Below are 15,400 nucleotides of genomic sequence, written 5' to 3' on the forward strand. Positions count from 1 at the left end.
GTGCGCAGCATGGATGACAGCAAGCTTTTTTCAATCGGTGAAATGTCCAAATTGCATAATCTCAGTATTCAGACCCTCCGTTATTATGACGAAATTGGTCTGCTGATCCCTGCAAGAACCAGGGACAGCAGCGGATACCGATATTATTCGACCGGACAATTCGAACAGCTGAATACGATTCGTTATCTGAAGGAGTTGGGCTTCTCCCTGAAGGAAATCCGGTATCATCTGGAACACAGGGATATTGAGCAGTTCATGCAGCTGCTGGAGAAGCAGAAGGAGATTACGGAGAATAAGATCCGGGAGCTGCAGCGTACAGCAGATCAATTCGCCCACCGGATGCAGGAGATCCGGTGGGCGCAGAACCTCGGGGAGCAGGAGCTGGAGACCGTGTACGTCCGCACACTCCCCCGGAGAAGCATTGTCCGGTTACAGCACAGGATCACTTCAGAGCCGGAGCTGGAAATTTGCCTGCGCCAGCTGGAGAACAGGTCGGGCATCCGCTTCTCCTTCATCGGCGGGGTTGGCCTGACGATTAGCAGTGAGCATGTGCGGGAGTACAAATTCCGGGAGTACAACTTTATCTTCATTCTAACGGGAGAGAGGGATCACAGGGCTGATACCGCAAGCTTGCTGCCGGAGGGGAATTATGCCTGTATTCATTACAGAGGCCCGCGCAGCCTGGCTCCGGATTATTACGAGATACTGCTTGCGGAGATCGGGCGCAGGGGCCTGGAGATTGCGGGGGATTCCATCGAACGGACACTGATTGACCAGTATATTTCCCGGGATCCGCAGGATCATATTACAGAAATTCAGATCCCGGTCAAATGAATTCTTGACTCTCCTGTTACTGGAGGGTCTATTTTTATATTCATAGTTCAATTTGAGAGGAGTTATATCATGTTTGCCGCTACCACCCTATGGCTGTTCATAGGAACATCCCTGATTCTCATCCTTATTCCGGGACCCGATCTGATCTTCACACTGACTCAAGGAATCACAAACGGCAAGAAGGCCGGAGTGATTACGGCTATGGGCTTAAGCGCCGGAAATACGGTGCATACCCTTGCCGCTGCCCTGGGGCTGTCGCTGATTATCAAGACCTCGGTAACCGCCTTTACCATTTTCAAAAGCCTCGGGGCACTCTATCTGCTGTATCTGGCGTATAAGTCCATTAAGCACCGCAAGGAGGCCCTTCAGCTGGACGGTGCTGCGGAGCCTGATACGAAAGGGCTGCTGCTCAAGGGAGTCCTGATGAACATCCTGAATCCGAAGGTCGCGGTGTTCTTCCTGACCTTCCTTCCCCAGTTCGTTAACTACTCCGCCGGCAGTGTTCCGCTGCAGATGATTCTGTTCGGGCTGATCTTCATTGGATTAACAGCCGTAATCTTCAGCGCCATCGGCTACTTTGCCGGCGGCTTCCGGAAGATATTCCTGCGCTCGCCCCGCTCGAATGAGATAATGAACATCGCCGCCGCAGTGATCTTCAGCGCGCTGGCGGTTAAGCTGCTGACGATGCATTGAGAGGCTTATGAGTTCATGGATAGACTAGACCTCCAGCCATCCGTTGCTGATCACTTTTTTGTACCAGAAGAAGCTTTCCTTTGGCGTCCGCTCTAACGTAGCGAAATCCACATGAATCAGCCCGAAGCGCCGGCTGTAGCCGTCGGCCCATTCGAAATTATCGAGCAGGGACCAAGCCATATATCCCTTGACCGCTACTCCGTCCTCCATGGCCCGGTTCAGCTGCAGCAGATGCTTCCGCAGATATTCAATACGCTTGGGATCGCGGACTTTGCCGTCTGCCTTCTCATCGTTATAGCAGGCCCCGTTTTCTGTAATGTAGATTGGAACGGCCCCGTAACGCTGCTTCATGTGCATGAGAACCTTATACAAGCCTTCGGGATAGATCGGCCAGTTAAAGTCGGTCCGTTCATAGCCCTCATCTATATCCTCCAGCTCAAACAGCCCGTTGTCTTGCTTGTAACGCCCCAGCGAACCCGTATAATAGTTTATTCCGAGGAAATCAACAGGCTGATGGATGATCTCCATATCGCCAGGCCGGATATCCGGCTTGGCTCCGTGGGCCTCGAAGGCCCGGAGCATGAAATCCGGATATTCACCTTTGAAAATAGGATCGAGGAACCATTCGACCATCCAGCCTACTCTGCGGCGGCAGGCCTCCGCATCCTCCGGCCTGGAGCTATACGGCTCACGCCAGGAGACATTAGGAGCATAGCCGATTTGTCCGTCAAATCCTGATTTTCTGAATATTTGTACAGCCCTCCCGTGCGCTACCATCAGATGATGGGCCACCCCGACTGCACTCTGCAGATTCTGCTCACCTGGAGCCAGATCACCGATATAATGCGCCTTAAAGGAGACACACCAGGGCTCATTAAAGGTGGTCCAATACTTTATTTTACCGTTGAAGGCTTCAAACATGGCTTCCGCATACTTGGCAAAAGCTTCAATCGTCTCACGATTCTTCCACCCGCCGTTATCCTGCAGCTTCTGCGGAAGATCCCAATGATACAAGGTGCAGAAAGGCTCAATGCTATTAGCAATCAGCTGGTCAACCAGACGATGATAATAATCCAGCCCCTCCTGGTTGATCTCCCCTGCTCCGTCCGGGAAAATTCTGGACCAGGAAATTGAGAAACGGTAGGTTCGTAAACCCAGCTCCTTCATGCAGGCAATATCCTCTTCATACCTGTGGTAGCTGTCACAGGCGGTATCCCCATTGTCTCCATTACGGATATTGCCTGGCACCCGGGTATAAGTATCCCAGATGGACAGCCCTCTTCCTCCTTCATTCCAGGCACCTTCCACCTGATACGCGGCTGTTGCTGCTCCAAAGCAGAAATCAGCAGGAAACTGAATGATTGACATGCTATCTACTCCCTTTCTTTTGAACAAAGTCATGTATGCTCATTGTTAACAAACGGAAAAATAATCGAAATCAGCATGCTTGTGCCCGCCGGATCAGGGTTAAATCCCTTTAAGACCGGATTTATAATCATTCCTTGTAAACGCCTCCATTACAGAATATTCCGCCCCCGCTTTGGGCCCTATGGCAAGGGTATCTCATAATTCCTCCCTCAGAAACAGGTATAATTTAAGAATTTACCAGGGCATTTTTAGTACAATTAGTCTTGCTGCAATCCCGCAATCAAGAAAGCAGAAAGAACAGCCGCCCATCATAATAGATGGACGGCTGCGATGAAACCGGTATTGCACATAAGCCTGCACTTATTCGGATAATATCCCGGTGGCCGCAACCCGGCCCAGATAACGCGCACTTTCCTTCACTGTCCGCTCCTGTGTCTCCCGGTCAACTGCGATCAGGCCGAATCTCATCGAATACCCGGCACTCCATTCGAAATTATCGAATGTTGTCCAGTGCAGATAGCCGATTACCTGAATGCCATCCTTCAGACAGGAAGTGACGCCTTCAAGCCCGCGCCGGATGAATTCCACCCGCCGTGAGTCATCATCGGTAGCCACGCCGTGCTCGGTTACGAAGATCGGCAGCTTAAGCGCTCCTGCGGCCTTGCGGATTACCTGTTCCAGCGCTTCCGGATAGAACTCATAGTTCATCTGTGTCAGCTCAGCTCCGGCGGCAGGGGCTACCCGGCCTTCGGGGCCGTAGACCTCCCGGGTATAATTCTGCAGTCCAAAGAAATCATCGCCCTCCAGCATCGGCAGATATTGCCCGAAGTACTGCTGCCATTTGGCCGCTGCCTGCTCTTCCCCTCCGGCAACGGACTGGATATCGGACAGCGCCATGGACAAGCCCACCTTCGTTCCGGGATTCAGCTCCTTGATGACCTGTCTGGCCCGGCGGTGCGCCTCCGCAAGTATAGCGATCTTAGAATCATCCGAGATCATATGGAAGGTGATATACCTGTCTGCCGTAGTCCCGCACAGAGCCGCTGCCGATGCCCTCCACTCCGGAGCTGTCCAGCTCTCTCCGGCAATTCCAACCGGGGGGATAACTCCGATGGTAGTGAACATCTCGCGCAGCATGACCGGCAGATTCACCTCGTTGAACGTCAGCACATATGGAATCAGCCCGCCGATTTCACTGAAGACAAACCTGCAGTAGTCGGCGAACCGCTGCGGAACCTCCTCACTGCCCCAGCCGCCGTACCGCATCAGCCATTGCGGGGATGAGAAATGATGCAGCGCTACAACCGGAACAAGGCCATACTCCCGGCAGGCGAGAAGCACATCACGGTAATGGGCAATTGCCGATCTGGAATATTGCCCCGGCGCCGGTTCAATTCTGGCCCATTCAACCGAGAAGCGGTATGACTTCAGCCCCAGCTCTGCCATCAGGGCAATATCTTTCCGGTACAGCCGGTAATGATCAATGGTATCCCCGGATTTGTCCTTATACGGCGAGCCGTCCGCATATTCCTCCGCCCAGAAATCGCTGTTCGTATTATTGCCTTCCACCTGATAAGCCGCGGTTACCGACCCCACGATGAAATCCTCCGGTAAATGCAGTTTCATATGATACACACTCCTGCTCCCTATTATTTGCCGCTTGCTCCTAAAGTCTACAGGGAATGGATCCATGTTATAATGGCAGAAACCGACCACTTACAGCCGTTGTATCTGAAAAACCGACATAATGAGGTGAAGCTAATGCCCGGCTCTTCCGCAGGGAAATTCAAGGTGCTGGAAAGTCCGTTTGTGATGGGCGATCAGCCTATTCTGGAGTTTCAGGCCCCGCTCTCCGTGTTCATAAAATCCGCCGCAGGCGGCTCCATTCAGTATACCTCCATATATAACCGGACCATGGATCAGTTTACCGGCGTTAACCTAAACACTCCTCATCAGCATAATTATTTCGAGCTTATGTATGTGCTGAGCGGCAGCCTGACGAACTACATTGAAGATAAAAAGGTTCATTACCACGCAGGTGACGGCTGTCTGATGAACCGTCATGTCTCTCATTACGAGGTTCCGGATGAGGGCTGTACTGTGATTTTCGTTGCGCTTTCGGTGTCTTTTCTGACAGAGCTGTTTCAAGAGGCTGATCCGGAGAAGAGCTGCGGCGGGGCGGGGCCGGTCTTTCAATTTCTCCGCTCCAATATAAGCACAGATAACGGGAGGGTATACAGCCGGAGCTACATAGAGTTTACCCAGCAGCAGGCGGAGGCCAGCCATTCGTTCCACATTCTGCTTGATTCGCTGCAGACGGAGCTTGTCTCCAGTGAAATCGGCGCCGGTTTATTTCAGCAGGGGCTGGTCCTGCGGATAATCAGTGCACTGCAGAAGGAAGAGCTGTTCTTCCTCAAGCTGCTCAATCTCGATCTGACCAAAGAGGAATTTCTGGTGAATCAGGTGCTGAACTTCATTGAACGGAAACACGGAAATCTCAGACGCTCCGAGCTCTCGGAGGCGCTGCACTATAACGAGGAATATCTCAACCGGCTGGTGAAAAAGCATACCGGCTGCAGCATGATGAAGCATGCGCAAAAAATAAAGGTGGACAGCGCCTCCCGGCTCCTGCTCGAAAGCACACTGCCCGTCCGGGAAATTGCCGAAATTGCCGGTTTTGCTTCCGAATCCCACTTCTACCGCTTCTTCAAAACGAACACCTCCAGCTCACCGGACAAGTTCAGGAAACAGAGGTAAGTCACCGGGGAGGCAACCGGGAGGGGATCAATCCCCGGCAGTATGCAGTCTTCGCCTGAACTGGCTGGGTAAGGTGCCATACGCTTTTTTGAATATCCGGTAGAAGTAGCTGGGGCTGCCCAGCCCGATCTGATGGGCAATCTCTTCAATCGATAAGCTGCTGCTGATCAGCAGATCATACGCTTCCTGTAAGCGCCGTTTGTTGACCCATTCCTTGAAGGTAAGCCCGGTCTCTTCTTTGATCAGGCTGCTCAAATAATTCTTATTGAAATTCAGCCTGCGGGCCAGCTCGCTTAAAGTCAGGGTGCGGTACTCCTGTTCAATCATGCTGATGGCCTCTCTGACATTACTGTGATATGGCATTGCCTCAATGTCACGCATCAGCAATTCTTCCATTTCCGCGAAAATAACCGGCAGCCAAAGCTCCGCCTTATGATACCGGGGCGGCTGATAGCCGAAATAATCCTCAATCAGGTAGCTCAGGCAATGCTGCAGCCGCTCATGCGCCTTACTCTGAACATGCAGATAGGTGTGGTTACGGTACTGGTGCTTGTTGACGGACAGCAGGAAGTCAGTAATGACGCTGCGGTGCCTGGCCATTTTGTGCAGCACGGTTGTATTGACCGAGCCGGACCTCACCAGAATATTAATCAGAATATCCTCAGCCCCCAGCGCTTTGATGGAATGGCTTATCCCGGGATGAATCAGCAACAGATCACCTTGCTCCAGCAGGACGGGTTCGCCTTCAATGAACTGCGTACAGCTGCCTGCATACATATAGTTAAGCTCCAGGAATGTGTGCGAATGCAGCGGCATACCGATATAGCGGGCATGGCGGTTCATATAAATCTGATGCTCCAGGAAAAAAGCCTGATCCGTCAGCACCGCCCCCTGTAAAGGGCTCCCTTCACGGTCCGTCTGTAACAGCCGGATGCTCTCCTCCGGTCCCAGCGCTTTAAGGGTCTGCTCAAATGTTGATTCGGCCCATATGGCTTCCCGTTGCATAATATCCTTCCTCATTCCGCCACCGCTTTTTTTTGACTTTAGGTCATTATCCCATGCGGCTTGCTTTTCTTCAAAACAAAGAGACAGAACCGCTCCCAAGGAGTTAATCCTGTCTCCAGTTTCCGGGTAATCTAGTTGCTTAGCTTGAGGCCTGAGAGCAGCAGTGCTGCCCGGCTGGCGGCTTCCTGCGTAACTCCGGTAAAGAACAGGCCGGAGATTTCCCGGATGGTCATGTTCAGCTGCTCCTCATCGGCATGCCGGATGAACCGGGTTAAGGCTTCATCTACAGTCAGCAGCTGTTCGAACGCCGCCTCGTCCTTCTTAATATGGATTACCCGTGTATCCAGGTCGTATATCGTTCTAAGATCCTTCTGCGGCTGATATGTATACTCATAAATCCCTGAGGTAACATTGACCGGCTCTTGATCCGAATACGGCAGGATGATCGTAGCCTCCGCATTGAACGGAACCTCGAAGCGGCAGTGAATCTGCCCGTCATCCAGGATACTCCAGCTGCTCCCGACCGTTCCGGCTGTCGATTTATACCGGCAGGATAACCGGCCCAGCCGGGCATGCGGCTGAGGCGCAAGCAGCAGCTTACGGAAGCCGTTGCCGTCCGGACGGATGCCCGCAGCATACTCATACACAAATTCCATCACAGCGCCGTAGCTGTAGTGATTCAAGGAATTCATCCCCGCCGGGTTCATCGAACCGTCAGGCAGCACACTGTTCCAGCGTTCCCAGATCGTTGTGGCTCCGAGATTTACGGCATATAACCAGCCCGGGAAATCCTCCTGCAGCAGGAAGTCGTAAGCCAGGTCAGCCATACCGTTCTCAGCCAGTACCTGGCAGAAGATTGGCGCCCCTACGAAGCCGCATCTGATTTTGTACAAATCCCTCTTGATCCGGTTCTTCAGCTGATTGATAATAACCTGCTTATCGGTGCAGACTGCAAATTTGAGCGCGATGATGTAGGCCGATTGCGTATCCACACTCAGCCGCCCGGCAGGCGTGTAGTATTCGAAGAGAAGCTTTTCTTTTACCGCTCCGGCAAGCCTGCTGTAGTGTTCCGCCTCCTCTGCCCGGCCCAGCTTCCCGGAGAGATCGCCCACAATTCTGAGACTTTCATAATAATACACCGTAGCGATATAAGTATCATCGGTGCCGCCCTTGAACGATGAAGGAGTAGCCCCGTCCAGCGCCAGCCAGTCCCCGAACTGGAAGCTGCCGTCATTCAGCCCGGCCCTTGTGCCATGCTTGTCCTCGATGCGGAAGCCGAGATAATCCACCCAATCCTTCATCAGCGGATAATATTGCGCGGCTTCAGCCACACTCCCGTAATTCTTCAGCAGGGTGGCCGGAATCAATGTTGCCGCATCCCCCCACACCGAAGCTCCGCCTCCGGTGCCCATCGCCGGCATATAGTTCGGAATGCTGCCGCCCAGCTTCAGCTGCTCCGTCCGCATATCAAACAGGTATTTACGGTAAAAGGCCCGTGTATCCATGTGATACGAAGCTGCCGGGGCAAACACCTGGGCATCCCCCGTCCAGCCGAGGCGCTCTGCACGCTGCGGGCAATCTGTCGGCATATCCAGGAAATTTGACTTAAGCCCCCACAGGCTGTTGGAATACAGCTGGTTCAGCTTGGCATTGCCCGTCTCCACATAACCTGTCCGCTCCAGATCAGAGTAGATTGCCCGGCCCAGGACATCTTCCTTGGTGACGGAGTCCCAGCCGGTGACCCGCACATACCGGAATCCGAAATAGGTGAAATGCGGGGTTACGGTTTCCCGGCTTCCGCCCGAGATGTAGGTAAAGCCTGCTGTGGCCGTCCCGTAATTATCATTATAGAACCGGTCATTCTGCAGAATCTCACCGAACTCGAACCGGACGGTATGCCCTGCCGGGAAGTCGGCGGTGAATTCCAGCCAGCCGGCAAAATTCTGGCCAAAGTCGAGAATGGTTTCACCGGCCGGCGAATGCAGCACCTTCTGTACCGGCAGCATTTCCTGCAGCCGCAGCGGCGGACTGATCCGGTCCATCAGCTTGCTTTTATCCATAGGAAGAATATCGGCCTGGCCTTCTGTATCCGCATTCACGTCAATGGTCCGGTCAATAAGCTCCCCGTCATAAATCCCGCTCTCTATAATTGAACTGCCTGTGCAGTGCCAGCTCTGATCCGTGGTAATCTTCCGCTCTTCGCCGTCTGTAAAGGTTAGGATTAGTTCAGCAATTGCCGCAAACCGGCTGCCGAAATAAGCCTGCTCCCCCTGCAGCCCAAAGCGGCCCTTATACCAGCCGTTCCCCAGCAGAATGGATAATTCGTTCTGTCCGCCAATCTGGCGGGTCACATCATAGGTCTGCACCTGAATGAACGCATCATAATTGTTGACAAGCGGAGTCAGGACTTCATCGCCCACCTTCTCCCCGTTCAGATAAGCTTCATAGAGCCCCAGTCCGGTAATATATAACCGTGCCCTTGCCAGCGGTTTGTGAACAGCGAAATCCGTCAGCAGTCTCGGGTGAACACCGGAATCGGCCTGCGGGCCGATCCACTCCGCCTCCCATGGCTCGGCCAGCTTGCCGGTCTCAAACCGGCTGACCGCCTGCGCGTGACTGCCCTGATCCGAATAGACATCTATCCGGACAAAATATGTTGTTCGCGGCTGCAAATCCAGTTCTACCGCAACTCCCAGGCTATCCAAATCACCGGCTCTGCCGTACAGGATCTCCGTGAAATCCGGATCGGCTGAAATCTGCAGAGACGCGCTTGCCTGCATCTCACCAGCCGCCCCCTCGACTAACCAGCTGACAATCAGCGGTGTAAAATGATAGCCGAGAGGCTCCTCCACACCATTAAACCAGATTTTTGCAATCTGCATGTTATTCGCTCCTTTTGCCAAGTACGCTTACTATAGCTCTGTTGTCCTGACGAAACAATCGGCGAATTTCAGCTAAATATGCACAAATTACAGATCCAGCTCCGCATAGCGGCTGAACTCAAAATGCGGCTTATGTCCGGCAGCAGGAACAAGCCCCCGTTCATTAAACCACCCGGCCTGCCAGCCGGCAGCCAGGGCACCGGCAATATCCTTCTCCCAGGAATCACCGATATACACACTTGCTGACGCTTCCGTTCCGGTCATCCGGTTGGCATGAGCGAAGATGGCGGGATCCGGCTTCGCCAGGCCCACCGCTCCGGAGATGAAGATCCGTTCTGCGGGGATGATACGGTCCAGCCCCAGCCCGCGGATTTTGGCCCATTGGTAGTCTTCGGGTCCATTGGTAATAATGCCGACGACATAACCTGCGGCTATAAGCCGCCCGAGCAGCTCCCGTGCTCCTGGGAACCAGCCGAACCGGCTCTGCCGCTCCAGATAATCCTGCTGGAACAGTAATGACCGCTCCCGGTCCAGCTCTATCCCGAGCTCGTCACAGGCTTGCTCCATCCTTACGCGTTTGAGCTCATCCAGCCCCACTTCTCCCCGGTCATAACGCGGCCACAGCAAGTCACCGTAACTGCGCATAGTATGAAACAGCCGGGTAATATCCACCGATGTCTCATCCGGGGCCAGCACGTGGCGGACCGCCTGCAGAAAGGGCGAGAAATGATCGTACAGCGTATCGTCCAGATCGAAGAAGAACGCTGGTTGGGTATTCACAGTATTCAAGGCAAACTCCTTTAAGCCGGGCTTTCAAGTCATTCAGGCAGCCGGATTCTGTTCAGCCCGGCGAGATATTCCGCACCTGTTAACTGTATTTTATCATTGAAAGGGCAGTTTCAACTATGCGGGTCTGTACTATGTGATATAGTACTTCTATGTGTCATAAAAGTGCGGTTCATCTGAGGTAGAAGAGGGGCGGTTGTCATCAGCTGGTTAAATGATCTCTATAAATTACAGAAACGGGGGCCGGGCAAGGACACCGGGCCCTCGCTCGTCAATGCCATCTTCCGGATGTACGACCGCTTCCCCCGGATCGGCCTCCGGGAGCGGACAGGCCAGCAGGATATGTCACTGGATATCGCTGATGCTTATCTGAATGGCCGTAATGCCATAATTGAAGCCGGGGTGGGCATCGGCAAGTCATTCGGATATCTGATTCCCGGACTGCTCATTAACCGGATGTCGGGGCAGCCGGTTGTGATCGCTACCTCATCCATCCAGCTGTCGGAGCAGATTCATAAGGATCTTAGAATCATCGGCAGCCGCCTCGGATTCAACACCGTCCGGGCCGCCGTCGGCAAAGGCATGGGCCAGTACGCCTGCCGGCAGAGGGCTGCTGAGCTGTACAGGCCGGAGGATACCAGCGGTCCCCTCACGGCTCTTGCCGGGCGGATTGTCAATTACGAAATTGATGAACGGGCGGATATCAAAGGCGGAATCAGCGATGCCGAGTGGTCGAATGTATGCGTCAATGACTGCAGCTTCGAGCGCTGCCATTACCGGAGCAGCTGCCGGTTCTACGATATGCGGGCGAAGATTAACGCCAGAGCCGGTGAGATCGACTTCATCATTGTGAACCAGGACCTGCTGATCCGCGATCTGATTAAGAAAAAAGAAGGCACCCGGGGCATCATCTCTGAACGCCCGGCGATGATCATTATCGATGAAGCGCATAATCTGGAGTCCAAGGTGCGGGATGCCCGCACGCTTGAATTCACTTACCGGCGCTCCTGCCGGATTCTCGATGATGTACTGCAGCTTCTGCTGAAGCAATCCGGCGACAGAAGCCTCTTCGCCGGGTCCAAATTGATCAAAAACAGTCTCGAGCGGATCTTCAAAGGCATAGAAGGTGATCTGCTCCGGGCAGCCGGGCAGGATACCGACCGGATTAAAGTGCCGAAGCCTTCCGGCGTCCCGCTTGACCGGGTATCGCGTGAGCTTAAGGATCTCAGCCTGGGCCTCTCGGTGCTGACCTCCCGGCAGGAGCGGGAGATTGATGATGCCTTTGAAGCGCTGAACGGGCTGATTGACTTATTTGCCGTCCTCGCCGGTGCAGAGGATAACTATCTGATCTGGGCCAGCCGCCCCCTGCGGGAAGCTACCATCAGCATCTGTCCCAAAGCCATCAGCCGGTTCCTGAAGCATACTTTATTCAAAGGCAGGACACCCGTCATTCTTACATCAGCAACCCTGTGCCAGGGCGGGGATACGCTGGAGGAGCAATATGCTTATTTGGCGCAATCTCTTGGATTTACAGGGGAGTACATGGAACGCCAGGCCTCCCCGTTCGATTATCAGAGCCATGCCATGATGTATATCTCGGATAAGGTTCCGTACTACCGCCATGACCGGCGTGAGCAATACCTTGAGGCCGCCTATGCTGAACTGGTTAAGCTCTGTAATCTGACAGAGGGCAGAACACTGGTCCTCTTCTCCGCCAAGGAGGATATGAAGTACATCCATTCCAGACTGGGGGCAGAAGCGGACGGGTTCCAATGGGAGCTTCATATGCAGCAGGAGGGCGCTTCCCAGGACGGGGTCATCGCTGACTTCCGGCGCAGCAAAGGTGTCCTCCTCAGCACCGGGGTGTTCTGGGAGGGCGTAAATATCGAAGGCTCTGACCTGTCGCAGGTCATCATATTCCGCCTGCCCTTCCCTGTTCCGGCTGATCCGATCTATGAATATAAGGCCGAGTCAGCGGCCAATCCGCTGCAGGAGGTCTTTGTACCGGACATGCTCCTGCGCTTAAGGCAGGGAACCGGACGCCTGATCCGCAGTGAAAGCGACCTCGGTGTACTCAGCATTCTGGATTCCCGCCTGTCCGCTGCCGCCCGGAAAGATTACCGGAGCCGGGTGCTCGGAACGCTGCCGTTTAAAAAAGTTACAGAGGACTTCTCCGTACTGGAGAAATTTGTCCGGGCCAAGGGGATTAAGCGTACAGTCTGAATATGGAATAAGCCTGGCGGCCTGCGCGCCAGGCTTATTTGTGCTGCGCGGGTCTATACACCCTGTGTAGGTTGAGCAGTATAGAATTCGTTTGCAGGGTTCATAAGGCAGTTAATCGTCTATCCTTTCAGGCGCACCAATAATTGTAAATCAATATAAATCCCTTTAGGAGGCACAATATGCTGCTCGATATCCGGCAAGTAAGCAAACAATACAAGAAAGGTCAACAGGCCCTGCAGGATATTAACCTGCAGCTGAAGCCGGGGATTGTCGGTCTGCTCGGGCCGAACGGAGCCGGTAAAACCACGCTGATGCGTATTCTCGCCACCATCTCACAGCCGTCAAGCGGAAGCGTGAGCTGGAACGGCATGGATATCCGTAAGCAGCCTGATGCGCTTCGGGCTGTCTTAGGTTATGTGCCCCAGGATTTCGGCGTATATCCGCATCTGAATCCGGTTGAGTTCCTGGAATACGCCGCTGCGCTCAAGGGCCTCGATGTAAGAGCCGTCCGGCCGCGGATGCTGGAGCTGCTGGAGCTGCTCAATTTACACGATACGTTGAAACGCCCGGTTGGCAGCTTCTCCGGGGGCATGCGCCAGCGGGTCGGCATCGCCCAGGCGCTGCTCAATGATCCGCAATTGCTTATTCTGGATGAACCGACCGTAGGGCTTGACCCGGAAGAGCGGGTGCGCTTCCGCAGCCTGCTGACCGACCTGTCCGGAGACAGAATCATCATCTTCTCCACACATATCGTCTCCGACATCGAAGCGACCGCGGACCAGATTGCGATTCTGGCGAAGGGGCAGTTGCTGATGAGGTCAGCCCCGGCAGAATTATTACATACAGTGCAAGGCAAGGTATGGTCCGTCGTCATTCCGGATCAGGCATTGCAGGAAGCCCGCAAGAAGTGGACGATCAGCGGAACGGTCCGCAGAGCGGACGGCCTCCAGCTGCGCGTGGTCGCAGATACTCCGCCGCTGCCTGATTCTTCACCGGTGGCTCCAAGCCTTGAGGATGCCTATCTGTATATCAGAACCGCCCGGGGGGATCGCTAAATGAAAGTCTTCCGGACAGTCTATAATGTTGCACGGGCCGATGTTCTTGAGCGGACCCGGCAATTCTCCTTCCTGCTGATGCTGGGAATCACGATGTTGGCCGCTTATTTCTTCATTCCGCCGACGGACGGTAACTACGCAACCCTGTACCTGGATCGTTACCGGGGAGTGTATAACTCTGCCTGGGTAGGCTCCTCTGTCGCCATTTCGACTACGCTGTTTCTATCCCTGTTCGGCTTCTATCTGGTCAAGAACAGCATCCGGCGTGATGAACAGACAGGCTTCGGGCAGATTATCGCCTCCACCTCTGTCAGCAAGCTGAACTACCTGGCAGGCAAAGCGCTCAGCAACTTTACCGTTCTGTCGGTAATAGTAGCGGTGATCATCCTGATCACTGCTACTATGCAGCTGGTCCGGGGAGAAGTGCTGCGGATTGAGCTATGGCCGATGCTCTCCCCGTTTCTGTTCCTGACGCTCCCGGTAATGGCTGTCGTATCCGCACTTGCCGTGCTGTTCGAGACGGTTAAGGCTCTCAGGGGCGTTATTGGCCATGTCATTTACTTCAGCATGTACATCGCCTTCATCTCCCTGTCCGCTTACATACCTTACGGCACCAATGTCATTACAGACCGAATGAAAAGTGACCTTACGCTGCTTCACCCGGACTATTCAGGCTCCTTCGGAATCGGAGTTCTGACCCTTGGCGGTCAGCCGATGAAGCTGTTTCAGTGGCAGGGCATGGACTGGACACCCGCTCTGATCGGACAGCAGCTGACCCTGCTCCTGTATGCTTTCATAATTATCCTGGCCGCCTCCGTATTCTTCCGCCGCTTTAAGGAGGTCCCGTTTACTGCACATAAGGGCAGCAAGCGGGAGCAGTCAAGAGCGGCGGCAGAGCAGGCAGCAGCAGTAGCAGCAGGATACACTTCTGCAGATACAATACACGCCGCTGGCTGGAATGGCTTTACCAGACCTTCCGGTACAGGCGCCCGCGCTGCGGCACTTTCCCCGGTAACGCTGCGTAACTCCTTCTTCCCGCTTGTAATGGCCGAAATCCGGCTGATGATGAAGGGCACCCGGCTGGGCTGGTATGCTGTGGCCCTTGTCTTAATCATTCTGGGCCTGTCCATGCCTGCCGGCACTTCAGCCGCCTGGATGATCTGGCCGCTTACCTGGATCTGGCCGCTGGCTCTCTGGTCCGGAATGGGCAGCCGGGAATACCGCTATCAGACCCATCTGCTCGTTGCTTCAAGCCCGCGTTACCTCACCCGGCAGCTTACAGCGGTCTGGCTCTCAGGCGTCCTGCTGGCCTGCATCACAGGAAGCGGCATGCTGATCCGGTTCATCCTTGAGGGTAATCTGGAGTCGCTGGCCTATTTTGCTTCCGCTGCACTGCTGATCCCGAGCCTTGCCCTTGTCAGCGGAGTCATGACGCGGACCAACCGTACCTTCGAGGTGCTGTACATGCTTCTCTGGTACCTCGGCCCGTTCAACAAAACGCCTGTCCTTGATTTTCTGGGCAGCCCCTCAGAATCCGGAACCAGCTGGGCTGCCGCTATGGGCATCCGCTACTGGCTGGTCGGCTGCAGCTATCTGGCTGTCAGCGCCGGGCTGCTGGCCGCAGCCTATCTGGCACGGAGCCGGCTCGCCAAGAGCAGCTGATTCTGCTGATTCCCATACGGACGGACTGCCGTGCTCTGCGGTGTCCGTCCGTTATTATGTCCGTAGCTGCAGGTTGAAGTAAAAAAAATCAAAGGCTCTGTAAAAAAACTGCAACATCCCTCCCCTCCGGCAGCA

Annotated in this window: 11 protein-coding genes; 6 read left to right on the forward strand and 5 right to left on the reverse strand. The window is 54.3% G+C overall.

The features are described 5' to 3' along the window. Positions 1-9 precede the first annotated feature (9 nt). Both LOS79_RS16875 and LOS79_RS16880 read left to right on the forward strand, forming a co-directional pair. Positions 10-834 carry a MerR family transcriptional regulator gene (locus LOS79_RS16875; protein WP_315411122.1) on the forward strand — a complete coding sequence of 275 codons (825 nt, stop codon included), beginning with the start codon at positions 10-12 and terminating at the stop codon, positions 832-834. 69 nt (positions 835-903) lie between these two features. Continuing rightward, positions 904-1,527, forward strand: a complete 624-nt coding sequence (locus LOS79_RS16880; RefSeq protein WP_315411124.1) for a LysE family translocator — start codon at positions 904-906, stop codon at positions 1,525-1,527. Between the two features lie 24 nt (positions 1,528-1,551). Here LOS79_RS16880 and LOS79_RS16885 read toward each other — a convergent pair whose 3' ends face one another. Beyond that, positions 1,552-2,895, reverse strand: a complete 1,344-nt coding sequence (locus LOS79_RS16885; RefSeq protein WP_315411125.1) for a GH1 family beta-glucosidase — start codon at positions 2,893-2,895, stop codon at positions 1,552-1,554. 360 nt (positions 2,896-3,255) lie between these two features. Next, positions 3,256-4,521 (reverse strand): glycoside hydrolase family 1 protein, encoded by a 1,266-nt coding sequence (locus tag LOS79_RS16890; RefSeq protein ID WP_315411126.1) that lies wholly within the window; start codon positions 4,519-4,521, stop codon positions 3,256-3,258. Positions 4,522-4,656: 135 nt separating this feature from the next. Between LOS79_RS16890 and LOS79_RS16895 the strand changes: the two genes are divergently transcribed. Then, a complete protein-coding gene (locus tag LOS79_RS16895; RefSeq protein ID WP_315411128.1) occupies positions 4,657-5,652 on the forward strand; it encodes an AraC family transcriptional regulator in 996 nt (331 codons plus the stop codon). Positions 5,653-5,679: 27 nt separating this feature from the next. Here the strand turns inward: LOS79_RS16895 and LOS79_RS16900 are convergent, their stop codons facing one another. From LOS79_RS16900 to LOS79_RS16910, 3 genes are all read right to left on the reverse strand, one after another. Then, the gene (locus LOS79_RS16900; protein ID WP_315411130.1) at positions 5,680-6,657 is read right to left on the reverse strand and encodes an AraC family transcriptional regulator; all 978 of its coding nucleotides are present in this window, start codon (positions 6,655-6,657) and stop codon (positions 5,680-5,682) included. Positions 6,658-6,788: 131 nt separating this feature from the next. Continuing rightward, on the reverse strand, positions 6,789-9,539 hold the full coding sequence (locus LOS79_RS16905; RefSeq protein WP_315411132.1) for an alpha-L-rhamnosidase: 2,751 nt from the start codon (positions 9,537-9,539) through the stop codon (positions 6,789-6,791). An 87-nt stretch (positions 9,540-9,626) separates the two neighbouring features. Further along, positions 9,627-10,319 carry an HAD family hydrolase gene (locus tag LOS79_RS16910; protein WP_315422291.1) on the reverse strand — a complete coding sequence of 231 codons (693 nt, stop codon included), beginning with the start codon at positions 10,317-10,319 and terminating at the stop codon, positions 9,627-9,629. A gap of 294 nt (positions 10,320-10,613) precedes the next feature. Between LOS79_RS16910 and LOS79_RS16915 the strand changes: the two genes are divergently transcribed. The 3 genes from LOS79_RS16915 (at position 10,614) to LOS79_RS16925 (ending at position 15,265) form a co-directional block, all read left to right on the forward strand. Further along, a complete protein-coding gene (locus tag LOS79_RS16915; RefSeq protein ID WP_315411133.1) occupies positions 10,614-12,548 on the forward strand; it encodes an ATP-dependent DNA helicase in 1,935 nt (644 codons plus the stop codon). 179 nt (positions 12,549-12,727) lie between these two features. After that, the gene (locus tag LOS79_RS16920) at positions 12,728-13,603 is read left to right on the forward strand and encodes an ABC transporter ATP-binding protein (RefSeq protein WP_315411134.1); all 876 of its coding nucleotides are present in this window, start codon (positions 12,728-12,730) and stop codon (positions 13,601-13,603) included. Continuing rightward, positions 13,604-15,265: a hypothetical protein gene (locus tag LOS79_RS16925; RefSeq protein WP_315411136.1), complete on the forward strand. Its 1,662-nt coding sequence runs from the start codon at positions 13,604-13,606 to the stop codon at positions 15,263-15,265. Positions 15,266-15,400 lie beyond the last annotated feature (135 nt).

Source organism: Paenibacillus sp. MMS20-IR301 (assembly GCF_032302195.1).
Lineage (GTDB): Bacteria > Bacillota > Bacilli > Paenibacillales > Paenibacillaceae > Paenibacillus_AQ.

What these genes read in the sequence shown, in the direction of transcription:
- LOS79_RS16890 (WP_315411126.1), bottom strand. Translation starts at nt 4,521, where the DNA reads ATGAAACTGCATTTACCGGAGGATTTCATCGTGGGGTCGGTAACCGCG.
- LOS79_RS16875 (WP_315411122.1), top strand. Translation starts at nt 10, where the DNA reads ATGGATGACAGCAAGCTTTTTTCAATCGGTGAAATGTCCAAATTGCAT.
- LOS79_RS16885 (WP_315411125.1), bottom strand. Translation starts at nt 2,895, where the DNA reads ATGTCAATCATTCAGTTTCCTGCTGATTTCTGCTTTGGAGCAGCAACA.
- LOS79_RS16915 (WP_315411133.1), top strand. Translation starts at nt 10,614, where the DNA reads ATGTACGACCGCTTCCCCCGGATCGGCCTCCGGGAGCGGACAGGCCAG.
- LOS79_RS16925 (WP_315411136.1), top strand. Translation starts at nt 13,604, where the DNA reads ATGAAAGTCTTCCGGACAGTCTATAATGTTGCACGGGCCGATGTTCTT.
- LOS79_RS16895 (WP_315411128.1), top strand. Translation starts at nt 4,657, where the DNA reads ATGCCCGGCTCTTCCGCAGGGAAATTCAAGGTGCTGGAAAGTCCGTTT.
- LOS79_RS16880 (WP_315411124.1), top strand. Translation starts at nt 904, where the DNA reads ATGTTTGCCGCTACCACCCTATGGCTGTTCATAGGAACATCCCTGATT.
- LOS79_RS16900 (WP_315411130.1), bottom strand. Translation starts at nt 6,657, where the DNA reads ATGCAACGGGAAGCCATATGGGCCGAATCAACATTTGAGCAGACCCTT.
- LOS79_RS16905 (WP_315411132.1), bottom strand. Translation starts at nt 9,539, where the DNA reads ATGCAGATTGCAAAAATCTGGTTTAATGGTGTGGAGGAGCCTCTCGGC.
- LOS79_RS16920 (WP_315411134.1), top strand. Translation starts at nt 12,728, where the DNA reads ATGCTGCTCGATATCCGGCAAGTAAGCAAACAATACAAGAAAGGTCAA.